At 68.1% G+C, this 15,709-nt stretch carries 15 protein-coding genes; 12 read left to right on the forward strand and 3 right to left on the reverse strand.

What is annotated here, in order from left to right; genetic code table 11:
* Positions 1–19: 19 nt before the first annotated feature.
* From EYZ64_RS17185 to EYZ64_RS17205, 5 genes are all read left to right on the forward strand, one after another.
* A complete protein-coding gene (locus EYZ64_RS17185) occupies positions 20–409 on the forward strand; it encodes a nitroreductase/quinone reductase family protein (RefSeq protein WP_135455044.1) in 390 nt (129 codons plus the stop codon).
* Position 410: 1 nt separating this feature from the next.
* Entirely contained in the window at positions 411–743 is a 333-nt protein-coding gene (locus EYZ64_RS17190; RefSeq protein ID WP_135455046.1) for a TfoX/Sxy family protein, read from the forward strand.
* Positions 744–812: 69 nt separating this feature from the next.
* A complete protein-coding gene (locus tag EYZ64_RS17195) occupies positions 813–1,037 on the forward strand; it encodes a hypothetical protein (protein WP_135455048.1) in 225 nt (74 codons plus the stop codon).
* 14 nt (positions 1,038–1,051) lie between these two features.
* Positions 1,052–1,924 carry an oxygenase MpaB family protein gene (locus tag EYZ64_RS17200; protein WP_135455050.1) on the forward strand — a complete coding sequence of 291 codons (873 nt, stop codon included), beginning with the start codon at positions 1,052–1,054 and terminating at the stop codon, positions 1,922–1,924.
* The gene (locus EYZ64_RS17205) at positions 1,924–2,175 is read left to right on the forward strand and encodes a hypothetical protein (protein WP_135455052.1); all 252 of its coding nucleotides are present in this window, start codon (positions 1,924–1,926) and stop codon (positions 2,173–2,175) included. Before EYZ64_RS17200 ends, EYZ64_RS17205 begins: the two co-directional genes overlap by 1 nt.
* Here the strand turns inward: EYZ64_RS17205 and EYZ64_RS17210 are convergent.
* Positions 2,143–2,829 (reverse strand): DUF998 domain-containing protein, encoded by a 687-nt coding sequence (locus EYZ64_RS17210; protein WP_135455055.1) that lies wholly within the window; start codon positions 2,827–2,829, stop codon positions 2,143–2,145. The two genes, EYZ64_RS17205 and EYZ64_RS17210, sit on opposite strands and share 33 nt — an antisense overlap.
* A 55-nt stretch (positions 2,830–2,884) precedes the next feature.
* Here EYZ64_RS17210 and EYZ64_RS17215 point away from each other — a divergent pair, with 55 nt between their 5' ends.
* The 5 genes from EYZ64_RS17215 to EYZ64_RS17235 all read left to right on the forward strand — a co-directional run bounded on the left by EYZ64_RS17215 (position 2,885) and on the right by EYZ64_RS17235 (position 9,411).
* Positions 2,885–3,454 carry a hypothetical protein gene (locus EYZ64_RS17215; RefSeq protein WP_135455057.1) on the forward strand — a complete coding sequence of 190 codons (570 nt, stop codon included), beginning with the start codon at positions 2,885–2,887 and terminating at the stop codon, positions 3,452–3,454.
* Between the two features lie 9 nt (positions 3,455–3,463).
* A complete protein-coding gene (locus EYZ64_RS17220; RefSeq protein WP_135455059.1) occupies positions 3,464–4,192 on the forward strand; it encodes a DUF72 domain-containing protein in 729 nt (242 codons plus the stop codon).
* 11 nt (positions 4,193–4,203) lie between these two features.
* Positions 4,204–5,430, forward strand: coding sequence for an NAD(P)/FAD-dependent oxidoreductase (locus EYZ64_RS17225; RefSeq protein ID WP_135455061.1), 1,227 nt, complete (start codon positions 4,204–4,206; stop codon positions 5,428–5,430).
* 151 nt (positions 5,431–5,581) lie between these two features.
* Positions 5,582–6,226, forward strand: coding sequence for a hypothetical protein (locus EYZ64_RS17230; RefSeq protein WP_135455063.1), 645 nt, complete (start codon positions 5,582–5,584; stop codon positions 6,224–6,226).
* Complete coding sequence (locus tag EYZ64_RS17235) at positions 6,226–9,411, forward strand: helicase HerA domain-containing protein (RefSeq protein WP_135455065.1); 3,186 nt, start codon at positions 6,226–6,228, stop codon at positions 9,409–9,411. Before EYZ64_RS17230 ends, EYZ64_RS17235 begins: the two co-directional genes overlap by 1 nt.
* A gap of 21 nt (positions 9,412–9,432) precedes the next feature.
* Here EYZ64_RS17235 and EYZ64_RS17240 read toward each other — a convergent pair whose 3' ends face one another.
* Complete coding sequence (locus EYZ64_RS17240; RefSeq protein ID WP_135455067.1) at positions 9,433–10,920, reverse strand: acetyl-CoA acetyltransferase; 1,488 nt, start codon at positions 10,918–10,920, stop codon at positions 9,433–9,435.
* 10 nt (positions 10,921–10,930) lie between these two features.
* Entirely contained in the window at positions 10,931–12,373 is a 1,443-nt protein-coding gene (locus tag EYZ64_RS17245; RefSeq protein ID WP_135455068.1) for an aldehyde dehydrogenase, read from the reverse strand.
* A 150-nt stretch (positions 12,374–12,523) separates the two neighbouring features.
* Between EYZ64_RS17245 and EYZ64_RS17250 the strand changes: the two genes are divergently transcribed.
* Entirely contained in the window at positions 12,524–14,893 is a 2,370-nt protein-coding gene (locus tag EYZ64_RS17250; protein WP_135455070.1) for a phosphoketolase family protein, read from the forward strand.
* Positions 14,894–14,931: 38 nt separating this feature from the next.
* Positions 14,932–15,696 (forward strand): CPBP family intramembrane glutamic endopeptidase, encoded by a 765-nt coding sequence (locus tag EYZ64_RS17255; protein WP_135455072.1) that lies wholly within the window; start codon positions 14,932–14,934, stop codon positions 15,694–15,696.
* Positions 15,697–15,709: the final 13 nt, after the last annotated feature.

Genomic DNA, 15,709 nt, shown 5'->3' on the forward strand with positions numbered 1-15,709 from the left:
CGCTCGGTAGGGTGGCGCCATGGTGGATCTTCGTGATCTGAAGCGACGCATCGTCCATGGCGCCCAACGCCGGTTCGTCAATCCGGTCGGCCGTCAACTGCCCGTCACCATGCTGGAGACCATTGGCCGCAAATCCGGCGAACCACGGCACACCGCTGTGGGCGGCCGGGTGATCGGCGATCAGTTCTGGATGGTCTCCGAGCACGGCGAACGATCCCACTACGTGCTGAACATCAAGGCCAATCCTGCTGTGCGGCTCCGGATCAACGGTCACTGGCGGACCGGGACGGCGCACCTGCTGCCCGACGACGACCCGGCCGCGCGGCTCAAGGAGCTGCCGACGCTCAACAGCGCGGTGGTCCGCGCCGTGGGCAGCGACCTGCTGACCCTCCGCATCGACCTCGACTGACATGGCCTTCGACCCGGACCTGGCCGACCGCATCCGCGAGTTGACGGCATCCGAGAGCGGTCTCGACGAGAGGCGCATGTTCGGTGGGCTGGCTTTTCTGGTCAACGGCAACATGGCCGTCGCGGCGACCCGGGAAGGCGGCCTGATGGTGCGGGTCTCGCGCGACGACGGCGAGAAACTGCTGCAACGCGATCACGTCGAGCCGATGGTCATGGGCGGCCGGGAGATGCGGGGCTGGCTGCGGATCGCCGGCCCCGGCATCAAGACCCGGCGGCAGCTCCAGTCGTGGGTCACCCGCGGCATCGATTACGCCAAGGGACTGCCGCCCAAGTAATTTCCGGCGCGGCCGAGGAGAATCCCCATTAACATAGAGCGTGCCTGACAACGACGGGGGCCCGCTCTGATGTTGACCGCAGTACGCAAGATCCTCGGCTTCCAGATGACGATCGCCGAGTGGCTCGGCACCGCCATCATCCTGGCGGTGCCTTACCTGCTCATCGGCCTGATCTGGTCACTCACCCACACCAGCCACCTGGCCGGCCTGCACGGCGCCGACACCGTGGTGTCCTTTCTGGGCTCCATCGTCTCGTGGCCGGTCCTGCTCTTCACCAACGTGTGCATGAGTTGACGAGGAGCCGACGAATGCCTTCCGACGAAACCTCCGCCAACCGGATCTCGATCACCCGACGCACCGCGCGCTGGTCCGACGAGGACGTCACCGTCGCCGATGCGATGGACCTGTGGGGCTTCGCCGCCGGCGCGGCCAACGTGATCATGCAGCTGTCCTCGCCGGGCGTCGGCTACGGGGTCGTGGAGAGCACGGTGGAGTCCGGCAACCTGCTCAAACATCCGTGGAAGCGGGCCCGCACCACGCTCAGTTATCTGGCGGTGGCCATCCTCGGAGAGCCCGAGGACCGGGCCGCGTTCCGCGACGCCGTGGACGCGGCCCACCGGCAGGTCCGGTCCGGGCCGGCAAGTCCCGTGCAGTACAACGCCTTCGACCGCGACCTGCAACTGTGGGTGGCGGCCTGTCTGTTCGTCGGACTGGAGGACGTGTACCAGCTGTTACGCGGTGAGATGACCGCCGCGCAGGCCGAGCAGTTCTACCGATCCGCCGCCACCCTGGGCACCACTCTGCAAGTCGACCCGGAGCAGTGGCCGGCGACTCGGGCCGAATTCGACACGTACTGGGACACCGCGTGCGAGCAGATACAGATGGACGACGTCGTCAGGCGGTATTTACATGACCTGGTGGATCTGCGGATGATCAACCCGCTGTTGCGAATACCGTTTCGGCCGCTGCTGAAATTCCTGACCACGGGATTTCTGGCGCCGGTGTTCCGGAATGCCGTCGGCTTCGGCTGGGGCCGTCGCCGGCAGCGGCTGTTCGAATGGCTGTTCCTGGCGGTGGCATTCGGCAACCGGTTCCTACCGGTGTTCGTCCGCCAGGGGGGCAGTTACCTGCTGCTCGCCAATGTCCGCCGACGTGTGGCCGCCGACAAGGCACTGATCTGATGGACCGGATCCGCCACATCTTGAGCTACAAGCTCAGCGTCGAGCAACTGCTCGAGACTTTGATGTGGATATCCCTGCCCTACCTCGTGATCGGCCTGGTCTGGACGTTCTTCCACCCCGAACAGGTACAGCTCATCGAGGCGAGCCTGCTTACCAAATTCCCGGCCGGTGCCGATCTGGTGGCCTTCGGTCAGGTGACGCTGCTGTGGCCGGTGCTGCTACTGGGTGCCGACATATGCGTCGCGATGTGAATGCAACAGCCGCGCGGCCACAGCCGCGACAAACAGCCACAGCACCGCACCACCGATCCACGTCGGCACAAAGTTGAACGTCTCGGTGTGTGCACCGGCATTGAGGCCCATGTACGCACCCACCGACAACACCGCGACGCCGACCCCGGCCGACATCGCCATCCACCCCCGGTCTCCCATTTGCGCGAAATACCTTGCCAGCGCGAAGCATCCGCAAGTCGCGGCCAGGAAGCCGAGCCCACCGGCCACGCCGTGGATCTGCGCCGAAGTACTCAGCTCCTCCACCTCGGGATAGCCCGGCGGGAACCCGAAACCCGGATCGGTCGGGTTGAGCCCCACGACCACACCGGCCAGTAACCCGTAGAGCGTCACGCACATCGCCGCGACCCGGCCGGACAGCACGCCCGAGGCCACGCGCCAGATCCCGAACCCGAACCCGATCAGCAACAGCCCGCACACAACGAAGTTCACCGTCTGAATCCAGCCCCAATCACCGAGAACCAGCATGGAATTGGCATGTCGGGTCAGGTCGAAGCCGGGGCGGGTGAACGCCAGGGTGAGCGAAACCGTGGTGATCGACAATCCGGCGCCCAGCCCGGCCGCCAGCAACGCCGTGGTGAGTCGGGAAGCTGCGGGGCGTCGGGCAGGTGTCACGGAAACTCGACGCTACCGTCCGGGCGGCCGGGGCGATTGACTAGGGTCTTGCGTCGTGAAGGCTTGTCTCGTCGTAGTCGCCGCCGCTGCGGCGCTCGCCGGATGTACGTCGGGAACCGTCGTCAACACCGACGACGCCGCGTCGCCGCCGCCCGCGAGCACCACCGCGGCGCCACCGGCGTTCGGCACCGCCCACCTGGTCAACGCCGCCGACTACCTGCTCGACGTCAACGGGCGCAAGGCCTATTACTTCAGCACCCCGAGCGGCCGGTGGCAGTGCGCGATACTGCCCCGCGATCGCGCGGGCTGCCAGGCAGCGGGCGGCGCATCGGCGATGGCGGTGACGGGAGCGCCGACGGAGGTGCCCGACGGGACCGGTGGGACGGCAGCACCGAATGCCCTTGTGCTCGACCGGGACAACGACGCCCAGTTCGTCAACCTGGCACAGCCCGAATTCGCGCAACCGACCGCCGTCGCGCTGCCGTTCGGGAAGGTGCTGGCGGTCGCCGGATTCCGGTGCAACGTCCAGGAGCAGTCCGGGGTGTCCTGCGTACGGGAGCTGACCGGCCGAGGTTTCACCTTCTCGGCCGAGGGCTACACCCCGCATTACACCGACGTCCCCTAGCGATGGCACATGATCCAGATCGGCACCTCGGGCTGGTCATACGACCACTGGACCGATGTGCTGTATCCGCGGGGCACACCGGCGAAGACCCGGCTGGCCCACTACGTCGACGAGTTCGACACCGTGGAACTCAACGGCAGCTTCTACCGCTGGCCCACTGACGCCACGTTCACCGGGTGGCGCGAACAGATGCCCGCCGGTTTCACGATGTCGGTCAAGGCCCACCGCGGGTTGACCCACTACCGGCGACTGCGGTCTCCGGAGAGCTGGACGCCGCGGTTCGAGCGCTGCTGGCAACTGCTCGACGCACACAACGAAGCATTACTGGTCCAGCTTCACCCCGCCCTGGAGCGCGACGACGAGCTGCTCACCGCGTTCCTGTCCCAACTCCCCCGCCAGATCCGGGTCGCGATGGAACTACGTCACCCGTCCTGGCACGAGCTTGCGGTGTACGCCGTGCTGGAGCGGTACGGCGCGGCGTACGTCGTGATGAGCGGCCCCGGGCTGACCTGCCGCCCGGTGGCCACCGGTGATCTGGTCTATCTCCGGATGCACGGTCCGGGCGACGACGGCATGTACACCGGCTGCTACTCCGACGACGAGCTGAGCGGGTGGGCGCAGCAGATCCGGCAGTGGGACCGCGACGGCCACCGCGTCGTCGTGTACTTCAACAACGATCTCGGTGGTCATGCGGTACGCAACGCCCGAAAACTGAAGCAGTTGGTATCGGGCGAGTAGGCTGAATCGACATGACAACGTCGTCCACATTCGCGATCGTCGGTGGCGGCCTGGCCGGCGCCAAGGCTGCTGAAGCTCTGCGGGACAACGACTTTGACGGCCACGTCGTGGTTTTCGCCGCCGAAGACCAGCTCCCCTACGAGCGTCCGCCGCTGTCCAAGGAGTACCTGGCCGGAAAAAAGAAGCTCGATGACTTCACCGTCGATCCGGCGTCCTGGTACCGCGACCACAACGTCGAGCTGAGGTTGGGAACCGAGGTCACCGCCGTCAACGCCGCCGAGCACACGCTCGCACTGCCCGACGGCACCACCGTCGGTTACGACAAGCTGCTGCTGGCCACCGGTTCCTCGTCACGCCGGCCACCGATCCCTGGATCAGACGCCGCAGGCGTGCACTATCTGCGCACCATCGACGACGCCGCGGCCCTGAGCGCCACGTTGACCCCGGGTTCGACGCTGGCCATCGTGGGCGGCGGCTGGATCGGGCTGGAGGTCGCCGCCGGTGCGCGCGGCCGCGACGTGAACGTCACGGTCGTCGAGGCCGCGCACCTACCGCTGCTGGCCGCCCTCGGCGCCGAGGTGGGTGGGGTGTTCGCGCAATTGCACCGCGAGCACGGGGTCGATCTGCGGCTGGACCAGTCGGTGAAGGAAATCACCACCGACAACGGCACCGCCACGGGACTACGCCTCGGGGACGGCTCCACCGTCACCGCCGACACGGTCCTGATCGCCGTCGGCGCGGCACCGAACATCGGCCTGGCCGAAACCGCCGGGCTGGCCATCGCGGACGGCGGCGTGCTCGTCGACGCCTCGCTGCGCAGCAGCGATCCCGACATCTACGCCGTCGGCGACATCGCCGCCGCACAGCATCCGTTCTTCGGAGTGCGAATCCGCACCGAACACTGGGCCAACGCGCTCAAGCAGCCCGCGGTGGCCGCTGCGGGGATGTTGGGCAAGCAAGCCGAATATGACGAATTGCCCTATTTCTTCACCGATCAGTACGACCTCGGCATGGAGTATGTCGGCCACGCACCCGAATATCGGCGAGTGGTGTTCCGCGGCGACGTTGCTGGGCGCGAGTTCGTGGCATTCTGGCTCGACGCCTCCAACCGTGTCCTGGCGGGGATGAACGTCAACGTGTGGGATGTCCTTGACGACGTCAAGGCGCTGATCCGATCGGCCGAGCCGGTCGACCCGGAACGCATCGCCGACCCGGCGCAGCCGTTGTCGGTCGGGTAGCTGCGGGCACTGGGCCTGCCGCGCGGGCGAAATCCGTGCAGCGCAACAACATTCTCCTGCGGTCAGGGGTACGCGCTAACGTGCATGAGACACGTGCCGGTATCGCCCCGCCCGCGTGCCCAAACCATGACGGCAGGAAGGTGAGCATCCGGTGAATGTCGCGCCCGACGAGCTGTCCGGCACCGAGCAGGCAGTCCTGCTGGTACTGATGGCCGAGTCCCGCCCGGTGCCCAACGCTGAACTGGAGCGGCTCGGGCCCAAACTCGACAAACCGAAGCGCGACCGGCTCAACCGGTTGGGCCTGATCGAGTCGACCGGCACCCGCCCCCTCGTCCACGAACTGACCGACACGGGGTGGGCGCTGTGCCGATCCCTGTTCGGCGCCGGCGCGCCGCCCCGGTCCACCGGGCAGGGCAAGGCCCTGTACACGCTGCTGGGTGCGCTGCACCGCTATTTCGAACACGCCGACCTCGTTCCCTCCGACGTATTCCTGCCCGCCGAGGTGCCCGCCCAGGCGGCCGCGCCGGCTCCCGAAGCCGGTCCCGAAATCCAGCTGCGCACCGCCTATGCCGGGCTGACCGCCCGGCCCGGAGGCTGGGTGAGTCTGCTGCGCCTGCGCCAGGCCGTGCCCGGTCTGCCCCGACCCACCGTCGACGCCGCGCTGATCAGCCTCTATCAGCAACCCGGCGTCAGCCTGATCCCCGAGGAGAACCAGAAGGTGCTCACCCCCGCCGACCGCGAAGCCGCGGTGGAGATAGGCAACCAGGACAAGCACCTGATCGCGATCGAGTCCTGATGGAGTTACAGCACCGCGAAGCGCTCAGCGCGCTTCGCCTGACCTGGGCGCCGACCGCCGACGATCTGTGGCATTCGCAGGGCGCGCTGCACGTGCGCGGGCTGCACGACCGGCCGATGGGCGATGTGATGGCCGCGTTCGGCGATGCCGAACGGGAGATCGACTCCAGCCCGCTGGGCGTGGTGGTACGGGGCCCGGCCGGGTCCGGCAAGACCCACCTGCTCGGTCAGGTGCGCGAACAGGTGCAAACCGGCGGCGGTTTCTTCTTTCTCGTCGAGTTGCTCGATGCGGCCAGCTTCTGGCAGTCCGCCCGCGCGGGCATCCTGGAAAGCCTGGGCCGGCCGGGCAGCGAGCGCGAAACCCAACTCAAAGACCTGCTGTGGGAACTGTCCTCGGTGGCCCACATCTCCCGCGCCAATCGCCGGGCCGTGATCGGCGACGACGACCTGACCCCCGAGATCCTCACCGACTTCGTCAACTCCCTGCACAAGGTCCATCGCCACACCGTCAAGCGCGCGCACCACACCCTGCGCGCCCTGGTGCTGCTGGGTGCCGGCGACCTCGAGCTGCAGGACATCGGCGAGGCCTTCCTGACCGGCAGCGGCGAGAAGGAATCGTGGGGCCTGCCCGCGCCGGTGCTCACCCCGCAGGAATCGGTGCGCGACATCTCGCGCCTGATCGCCCTGGCCGGGCCGTCGGTGCTGGCCCTCGACCAGATCGACACGCTGCTGGCCCAATCCACCGAACGCACCGACACCGCGGGCGCCGTGTCCGGCGCCGACCCCGGTGGAACTGCCCGCTCCCCGGGCGATGGCGGAACTGCCCACTCCCCGGGCAACCGCGACCTCGAGCACATCGCGCACGGGCTGATGTCCATCCGCCAAACCATGCGGCGCACGGTGGGTGTGGTGGCCTGCCTGCCCGCAGCCTGGGAGGCGATCCAGGACCGGGCCACCGCCACCGTGCAGGACCGGTTCCGGACCACCGCGCTGCTGCAGGGCCTGCCGACGCCGGAGGTCGGCCGAGCCATCCTGGAACGGCGGTTCACCGCGAGTTACGCGTCCATCGGATTCACCGCGCCGTACCCGAGCTGGCCGATCCTGCCCTCGGCGTTCGACGACGCCACCCAATACACGCCGCGACAACTGCTCAAGCGGGCCGACACCCATGTCCGCCGCTGCCTGGACCGCGACACGATCGAAGAGCTGTCCCAACTCACCGGCGAGGTGGCCGAACCACACGAACGCGCCACGGGCGCCGCCGCCGGCGACACCGGCGAGTTGGACCGTCGCTTCGCCGACTACCGGCGCCGCGCGGTGACCGTCGCCGCGCTCGACCCCGACGGCGAGGACACCACGATGCCCGGCCTGTTGTCGGCGGCATTGGATGCGTGGATCACCGAACTCGGCGAGGCCGGGCAGGCGTTTCGCCCCGATCCGCTGCCGGGCCAACGGGTGGTGCTGCACGGGCGGCTGCGCCAGACGCTCGACGCCGCCACCGACGACGAGCGGCACTGGGCATTTCGCGCGATCTCGTCCGGCAATGCCGTCGCGGTACAAAACAGGATTCGGAAAGCCTGGGAAGCAACGGGTTTCAACCCTGACCGGCGTCGGCTGTTCCTGCTCCGCAACACCGCGTGGCCGAAGGGCGCGAAAACCGCGGTGGTGATCGCCGAGTTCGAGGCTGCCGGCGGCCGAGTGTTGCCGATGAGCGAGGACGACGTACGCACCATGACGGCGCTGCGCGATCTGATCGACGACAATCACCCCGACCTGCCCGAGTGGCTGCGCCGGCGCCGCCCCGCCCACGGGATCGGCTGGTTGCGATCCGCACTCGGGGACATCGCGGGTGATCCGCCGCCACCGGCCCAGATCGATGTGGAGGCCGAGCTCGCGACCGGGCCGATACGGGTGCAGCCGCCCACGCCGTCGATCGAGCATTCGCCCATCGCCGTCACCCTGGGCCTGGACAGTCCCGGCGGGCGCCCGGTATCGGTGGACCTGGCCGCGCTGCGTAAGCACACCGCGATCTTCGCCGGCTCCGGATCGGGCAAGACCGTGCTGATCCGACGCCTGGTCGAGGAGTGCGCGCTGCGCGGCGTGTCGTCGATCGTGTTGGACCCCAACAACGACCTGTCCCGGCTGGGAGCCCGTTGGCCCGACAATCCCCCGGGATGGAACCCGGCCGACGACGAACGCGCCGACGCGTACTTCGACAACGCCGAGGTCGTGGTGTGGACGCCGGGCCGGTCGACCGGCCGCCCGCTGTCCTTCCAGCCACTCCCCGACTTCGCCAGCGTCATCGATGACGCCGATGAGTTCTCCGACGCCGTCGAATCCGCCGTCGCCGCACTCGAACCCCGCGCCCTGATCGCCGGCAACACCGCCAAGGCCGAGCGGTCTCGCGCGGTGCTGCGCGAGGCGCTGCGGTTCTACGGTGCGAGCCCCTCGGTGTCCCTGGGCGGATTCATCGACCTGCTCGGCAATCTGCCCCCAGAGGTCAGCGCACTGAGCGGGGCGCACAAACTGGCCACCGAACTGGCCCAGAATCTTCGGGCCGCGACCGTCAACGATCCGCTGTTCGGTGGCTCCGGGACTGCCGCCGACCCCGGCGTGCTGTTGACACCGTCACCGGGCTACCGGGCCCGGGTGTCGGTGATCAGCATGGTCGGTTTGACCAGCGATCAACAGCGCGAAGGGTTCGTCAACCAGCTGCAGATGGCCCTGTTCGCCTGGATCAAGCGCAACCCGGCCGGGGACCGGCCGCTGGGTGGGCTGCTGGTGATGGACGAGGCACAGAACTTCGCGCCTTCCAGTCACACGACTGCCTCCACACACAGCACCCTGGCGCTGTCCTCGCAGGCGCGAAAGTACGGGCTGGGGCTGGTGTTCGCCACGCAGTCTCCACGCGGTCTGCACAACCACATCCCGGGCAATGCCACCACGCAGTTCTACGGTCTGCTGAACTCCCCCGCGCAGATCGCCGTGGCCCGGGAGATGGCCCGGGTGAAAGGCGGCCACGTACCCGACATCAGCAAGCTGCGGTCGGGCCAGTTCTATGTGGCGTTGGAAGGCAACGCCTTTCACAAGATCCAGACGCCGTGGTGCCTGTCCAATCATCCGCCCAGCCCGCCGACGACCGACGAGGTCCTCGCGCTGGCGCAGCGAGAGCCGGCGACGCGCTGAGCCGTTGACCCGATCCGAGGCTCAGAGGAGGGTCGCGCTGCCGTCGGCGTGAACCTGCACCTTCGCGCCGGCGATGTCCTCGGACATGGTCGCCGCGGCCTGTGACTCGTCGACGATCCGGGCCAGTGTGCGACCGTCCTCCGGGGTGCGCACCGCCAGGAACGCCCGCTCCGCGGTGCCGTCGCGACCGACCGGCGTGGTCCAGGATTCCACGGTGCCGGTGCCCGCGAATTCCACCTGCAGCTGACGTGTGGGCTCGGCGTCCACCTCGGATTGCACGTCCTGCCAACGGAATTCATGAGTCGGCGGCTCGGTGCCGTATACACCGAAACTGTGCTTGGTGAGGTAACCGCCGTTGGCGGTGATCAGCCCCCGGGTCCCGGGATTGGCCACGAGCCGCTCGGCCATGGTGGCGATCGAATGGGACACGTAGTTGTTCCACGGCCCGCCCGCGAACGTCAGCCCGCCGGTCACCGTCAATGGCCGCGACGGATCGGCCAGAGGCAGACCGATTTCGGCCGCCGCCACCTGCACCGCCGACGGGAAGCAGGAGTACACGTCGACGAAGTCGACCTCGTCAACTCCCACACCGGCCAGTTCCAGAACCCGGCTACCGGCGATCCGGATCGCCGGCGACCGGTAGAGCTCGGCCCGCTCACCGATCGCATAGGTGTCGTGCGAATCTGTCCCGGCATACGGGAAAACCCAACGGTCGGTGGGGATCTGAAGATAGGTCGCCTTCTCGACTGTGGTCAGGATCAGCACCGCGCCCTGGTCCACCATGTTGTTGGAGTTCATCAGCTTCGTGTAGGGCCAGCTGATCATCCGGTTGTCCGGGCCCGGCTGCCAGATCTGCTCGGCGGGCACGGCTTCCCGGCTCCAGGCATGCGGATTGCCCGCCGCCACGGCACTGAACTGTGACCACAACTCGCCGATCCGCCTGCGGTGCTCCTCACTGGTCTCGCCGGCCGCGATCCGCAGCGCCTGCTCGAACATCGGGTACACGTAGGCCGGGCGGTCCAGCTTGATCCGGATCTCGGCCTCACCGGCCATCGGCACACCTTCATGCGCACCCGGGGCCTCCGGCACGGATTCGTCTTGGCGCGTCCAGTCCGGTTTGGCCCCGGCCGCGCGCAGCCGACTGCGGGTACGCCACGTCTCGGCGCCGGCGATCAGCACCACCTCGGCCCGGCCGCCCTGCAGATCCAGGCAGGCTTCGTTCACCAGTGTCTGCGGTACGTTTCCGCCCACCCCGGTGTAGCGCGTGGCGGCCTTGTCAGCCCGGATGCGCTGGGCCAACAGCAAACCCGGATCGCGGTAGTGCCAGGACAGCAGATTGACGATCCGTACCGAGTCGACCGCTTCCAGAACCCGCGGGTCGGCGGCGGCCCGGGCCGCCTCCACCATGAGATCGACCGGCTCGACGTCCGGCTTCTCCTCCCGCTGGTTGACCTGGCCGTAGCCCACCAGTACCGGGGTTCGCGGGTCGAGAGTCCTGGGCAGGGTCATGCCCACGAACCTAGCCGACGCGGTAGATGGACTTGAGGATCTGGTAGGCGGCCAAACCCTCGGGTCCCAATTCGCGCCCCATGCCACTGGATTTCACGCCGCCGAACGGCGCGCCCATGTCCAGTTGATAGTCGTTGATCCCGATGGTGCCGGTGTGTACCGCCCTGGCGATGTTCGTGGCCCGCTCCACGTCCGTGGACCACACGCTGCCGCCGAGACCGAACTCGCTGTCGTTGGCGATGGCCACCGCATCGTCGTCGCCGTCGTACGGGATGACCGTCAGCACCGGCCCGAAGATCTCCTCCTGCGCGATCCGCGCCGAGTTGTCCACCTCGGCGAACACGGTCGGCGAGACGAACCAGCCGCGCGGTTGATCGGCGGGAACCGACCCGCCCGCCACCAGCTTGGCTCCCTCACCCAGTCCCACCTCGATGTAGTCCAGCACCCGCCGTCGCTGCCGGGCGCTGACCAGCGGCCCGACCTCGGTCGCGGTGTCCAACGGATCGCCCACCTGCAACCCGTCGGCCAGAGCCGCCACCGCCTCGACCACCTCGTCATATCGCGAACGAGGGGCCAGCACGCGCGAATTGAGATGACAGGTTTGGCCGTTGTTGACGAACGACGCGCTGCGTAGCCCGCGGATCGTCGCGTCCAGGTCGGCATCGTCGAGCACGATCGCCGCCGACTTCCCGCCGAGCTCCAGGGTGACCGGACGCATCAGCCGCCCGCACACCTCGGCGATCTTGCGCCCGGCCGCCGTCGACCCGGTGAAGGCGACCTTGTCGATCCCGGGATGCGACACCAGATGCGCCCCGGCATCGGGTCCACCGGCCAGCACGTTCAACACCCCCGGCGGCAGTCCGGCCTCGGTCGCCGCGTCCCCGAAAACCAGTGCGTCCAGGGCTGTTTCCGGTGCTGCTTTGAGTACCACGGTGCAGCCCGCGGCCAGTGCGGGCGCAAACTTCATCGCGGCCAGCGCCTGCGGGTAGTTCCACGGGATGACCGCCGCGACCACGCCGACCGGTTCACGCCGCACGATTGTGTGGCCGATCATGCTCGGCCGGGTTTCCTCGACGCCGGTCTCCACGATCAGCGCGGCGTAGTAGCGCAGCAGCGCCGCGGGAAATGCGCCGTTTGCCCCGCGCGACAGGGCGAGCGGCATCCCGTTCTCCCGGCTGCACAGTTCCCTGGTGCTGTTCGCCCGGGACTGCAGCGCGTCGGCGAACCGGATCAGTACCGCGGCACGCTCGGCCAGCGGAACCTCCCGCCAGCCGGGCAATGCGGCGCGGGCCGCAGCGACCGCCCGGTCGACCTCGGATTCATTTGCTGCACAGCCTGATCCGAGGGGTTCGCCGGTGCCGGCCTCGATCACCGGCTCGGCCCGCTCGGCAGTACGGAACGCACCGTCAATGAACAACTGGGCGGGCTCGCCCGGAGCGGGAACGCGATCCATGATGGGCTCCGATCTGCGTGAGTTCTCAGGCTGTGAATAGCACATCGGGCCGGGTGCGGCGGGGTATTTCGCGCGGCGTTGGTTGACCCGTACGAAATCAGGTACCCGGATCGTGGGCGCCATTCACCGACACCCGCCACTATGGAGAACATGAGCGACGCGACCCTCTCACCGGCACTGACCGACACAGAACTCGAGCAGCTCAACGCCTACTGGCGGGCGGCCAACTATTTGTCCGTCGGCCAGATCTATCTTCTGGACAACCCGTTGCTCCACGAGCGGCTGGCCGCGGAGCACGTCAAACCGCGGCTGCTGGGCCACTGGGGCACCACTCCGGGTTTGAACCTGCTGTACGCGCACCTCAACCGGATCATCCGTGAGCGCGACGCGAACGTCATCTACGTGACCGGGCCCGGTCATGGTGGTCCGGGCCTGGTGGCCAACGCTTATCTCGAAGGCACCTACAGCGAGGTCTACACCGGTATCGGGCAGGACACCGATGGCCTGCGGAAACTGTTCCGCCAGTTCTCGTTTCCCGGCGGGATTCCCAGCCACGTGGCCGCCGAGACACCCGGCTCCATCCACGAGGGCGGCGAACTCGGGTACGCACTGGTGCACGCCTACGGCGCCGCGTTCGACAATCCGGACCTCGTGGTGGCCTGCGTCGTCGGCGACGGTGAGGCCGAGACCGGCCCGCTGGCCGCCAGCTGGCATTCGAACAAGTTCCTCAACCCCGTCGTCGACGGTGCGGTGCTGCCGATCCTGCACCTCAACGGCTACAAGATCGCCAATCCCACAGTGCTGTCCCGCATTCCGGCCGAGGAACTCGAATCGCTGTTCTACGGCTACGGCTATCGCCCCATCACCGTGGCCGGGGACGACCCGGCCATTGTGCACCAGGAGCTGGCCGCGGCCATGGACGAAGCGTTCGACGAGATCGCGGCGATCCAGCGCGCGGCCCGCCTCGACGACGAGCCGGGCCGTCCGCTGTGGCCGATGATCATCCTGCGCACTCCCAAGGGCTGGACCGGCCCCCACGAGGTGGACGGGAAACTGGTCGAGGGCACCTGGCGCGCACACCAGGTGCCGCTTTCCGAGACCCGGACCAACCCGTCGCACATGGCGCAGCTGGAGACGTGGCTGCGCAGCTACCGTCCCGAGGAGTTGTTCGACGCAGACGGGGCGCTGCGGCCCGATCTGCGGGCCCTGGCACCCTCGGGCACCCGGCGGATGAGCGCCAACCCGCATGCCAACGGCGGACTGCTGTTGCGTGACCTCGACCTGCCGGACTTCACCGACTACGCGGTCACCGTCGAGAGCCCGGCCACCGGGACGGCCGAAGCCACCCGGGTGCTCGGCACGTTCCTGCGTGATGTGATCGCCGACAATCCGGACCGCTTCCGGCTGATGGGTCCGGACGAAACCGCCTCGAACCGTCTGGCCGCGGTGTTCGAGGCGACCGACAAGGCCTGGGAGGGCGAGATCCTGCCCGTCGACGAGAACCTGGCCCCCGATGGCCGGGTGATGGAAGTGCTCTCTGAGCATCTGTGCCAGGGCTGGCTGGAGGGATATCTGCTGACCGGACGCCACGGGTTGTTCAACTGCTACGAAGCCTTCGTCCACATCGTCGACTCCATGCTCAACCAGCACGCCAAGTGGTTGTTCAGTAGCTCGCATCTGACCTGGCGCCAGCCGATCGCGTCGCTGAACTATCTGCTGACCTCCCATGTCTGGCGCCAGGACCACAACGGTGCCTCGCATCAGGATCCGGGCTTCATCGACCACGTCGCCAACAAGCGTCCCGAGGTGGTGCGCGTCTACCTGCCGCCGGACGCCAACACCCTGCTGTCGGTCGCGGACCACTGCCTGCGCAGCCGTCAGTACGTGAACGTCATCGTGGCCGGAAAACAACCGGCCCTGACATACCTGGCGATGGACGAGGCGGTCGCGCACTGCACCCGCGGGCTCGGGATCTGGGAGTGGGCCGGCAATACGACCGGGGAACCCGACGTGGTGCTGGCCTGCGCCGGGGACATCCCGACGCTGGAGACGCTGGCCGCCGCCGACATCCTGCGCCGCCGACTCCCCGAGGTGAGAGTCCGGGTGGTCAACGTCGTCGACATCATGCGCTTGCAACCCGAGTCCGAGCATCCGCACGGGCTGTCCGAGCGCGAGTTCGACTCGATCTTCACCACGGACAAGCCCATCATCTTCGCCTATCACGGCTACCCCTGGCTGATTCACCGGCTGGCCTACCGGCACACCAACCACGCCCAGCTACACGTGCGGGGGTTCAAGGAGCGGGGCACGACAACGACGCCGTTCGACATGGTGATGCTCAACGACCTCGACCGGTTCCACTTGGTCATGGATGTGATCGACCGAGTCGAGGGGCTCGCGGTCAGCGCCGCGGGGCTCCGTCAGGAGATGGTCGACGCGCGACTCGCCGCCCGGCGCTACACCCGGGAACACGGCGAGGACGATCCGGCGATTTCCCAGTGGACGTGGAATGCGGTGTGACCTGGGTAATTGCGCCGCACCGGTACGATTGGCAAGTTATGTCTGATCAGAGCGCCGTGGCCGCGCATCCCCATCCGCTGGTGGCCCAGCTCTCGGCATTGCACCATTTCCGGATCTACGCCGACATCGGCATCGTCGTCGTCATCCTCACGCTGACCAACCTCATCGCGCACTTCACCACCCCGTGGGCCAGCATCGCCACCGTCCCGGCGGCCGCGGTGGGCCTGCTGGTCCTGGTGCGGGCCCGCGGCCTGGGCTGGGCAGAGCTGGGGCTGGGCCGCGAACACTGGCGCTCCGGCGCCGGGTACGCCCTGGGTGCCGTCGCACTCGTGGTCTCGGTGATCGCGATCGGCGCGGCGCTGCCGTGGACCCGGCCGATGTTCATGAACGACAACTACGCGACCGTCTCGGGTGCGCTGCTCGCGTCGATGGTGATCATCCCGCTGCAGACCGTGATCCCCGAGGAGTTGGCGTTTCGCGGTGTGCTGCACGGAGCCCTGAACCGGGCCTGGGGTTTTCGCGGCGTCGCCGCCGGTGGTTCGCTGTTGTTCGGCCTGTGGCACATCGCCAGTTCGCTCGGGCTGACGAGTGAGAACGTCGGCTTCACGCGACTGTTCGGTGGCGGCGTGTTCGGCATGCTCGCCGGTGTGGTGCTGGCCGTGGTGGCCACCGGCATCGCCGGTTTCGTGTTCACCTGGCTGCGGCGGCGCAGCGGCAGCCTGATCGCCCCGATCGCCCTGCACTGGTCACTCAACGGGGTGGGTGCACTGGCGGCCGCCCTGGTCTGGCATCTGTCGACCTAACTCGCGCCTCCGG

The organism is Mycobacterium sp. DL99 (assembly GCF_004762045.1).
Lineage (GTDB): Bacteria > Actinomycetota > Actinomycetes > Mycobacteriales > Mycobacteriaceae > Mycobacterium.

What these genes read in the sequence shown, in the direction of transcription:
- EYZ64_RS17240 (WP_135455067.1), bottom strand. Translation starts at nt 10,920, where the DNA reads ATGACCCTGCCCAGGACTCTCGACCCGCGAACCCCGGTACTGGTGGGC.
- EYZ64_RS17205 (WP_135455052.1), top strand. Translation starts at nt 1,924, where the DNA reads ATGGACCGGATCCGCCACATCTTGAGCTACAAGCTCAGCGTCGAGCAA.
- EYZ64_RS17245 (WP_135455068.1), bottom strand. Translation starts at nt 12,373, where the DNA reads ATGGATCGCGTTCCCGCTCCGGGCGAGCCCGCCCAGTTGTTCATTGAC.
- EYZ64_RS17235 (WP_135455065.1), top strand. Translation starts at nt 6,226, where the DNA reads ATGGAGTTACAGCACCGCGAAGCGCTCAGCGCGCTTCGCCTGACCTGG.
- EYZ64_RS17185 (WP_135455044.1), top strand. Translation starts at nt 20, where the DNA reads ATGGTGGATCTTCGTGATCTGAAGCGACGCATCGTCCATGGCGCCCAA.
- EYZ64_RS17255 (WP_135455072.1), top strand. Translation starts at nt 14,932, where the DNA reads ATGTCTGATCAGAGCGCCGTGGCCGCGCATCCCCATCCGCTGGTGGCC.
- EYZ64_RS17190 (WP_135455046.1), top strand. Translation starts at nt 411, where the DNA reads ATGGCCTTCGACCCGGACCTGGCCGACCGCATCCGCGAGTTGACGGCA.
- EYZ64_RS17195 (WP_135455048.1), top strand. Translation starts at nt 813, where the DNA reads ATGTTGACCGCAGTACGCAAGATCCTCGGCTTCCAGATGACGATCGCC.
- EYZ64_RS17200 (WP_135455050.1), top strand. Translation starts at nt 1,052, where the DNA reads ATGCCTTCCGACGAAACCTCCGCCAACCGGATCTCGATCACCCGACGC.
- EYZ64_RS17225 (WP_135455061.1), top strand. Translation starts at nt 4,204, where the DNA reads ATGACAACGTCGTCCACATTCGCGATCGTCGGTGGCGGCCTGGCCGGC.
- EYZ64_RS17220 (WP_135455059.1), top strand. Translation starts at nt 3,464, where the DNA reads ATGATCCAGATCGGCACCTCGGGCTGGTCATACGACCACTGGACCGAT.
- EYZ64_RS17250 (WP_135455070.1), top strand. Translation starts at nt 12,524, where the DNA reads ATGAGCGACGCGACCCTCTCACCGGCACTGACCGACACAGAACTCGAG.